1 pseudogene is annotated in these 429 nt (G+C 31.0%); it reads right to left on the reverse strand.

Annotated elements, in window-relative coordinates:
• Positions 1-429 (reverse strand): annotated as a pseudogene (locus KAR88_RS08955) (DUF2920 family protein); the annotation flags it as partial.

Here is a 429-nt window from a genome sequence, read left to right on the forward strand (position 1 = left end):
AATATTTTTATTTTTTTGACTTTGCAAAATCAAATGATCCTTATTTAACAATGTTCTAATAAAATAATTTTCATTATTAAAAAAATAAGGTGAATTTTCTTTACGCGTCCAGTGGGTTTTTAGAAAAAAAATAATCCTATTATGTGGAAAATCTTCATAATAATCACCGTAACTATGTTCCATTTCTCTTCCTAAAATATAATTTAAAGGTGGCAAAGCCGAACCCGAATTATCAATCACGCCATCCACATACCAAGGAGCTATTTTTGCTATGAGTAAAGATAGGTATCCTCCATAAGACCCCCCCCCCATAAATTTTTGGTAAATCTGCAAGTTTTGGAAAGCGTTTAACTAGATCTTTTAAAGCATTGATATGATCAATAGCTGCCATAATGCCAAAATTTTGATAATCTCCATTAGGCGGGATAA

Source organism: Campylobacter sp. JH23 (assembly GCF_017846595.1).
Taxonomy (GTDB): domain Bacteria; phylum Campylobacterota; class Campylobacteria; order Campylobacterales; family Campylobacteraceae; genus Campylobacter_D; species Campylobacter_D coli.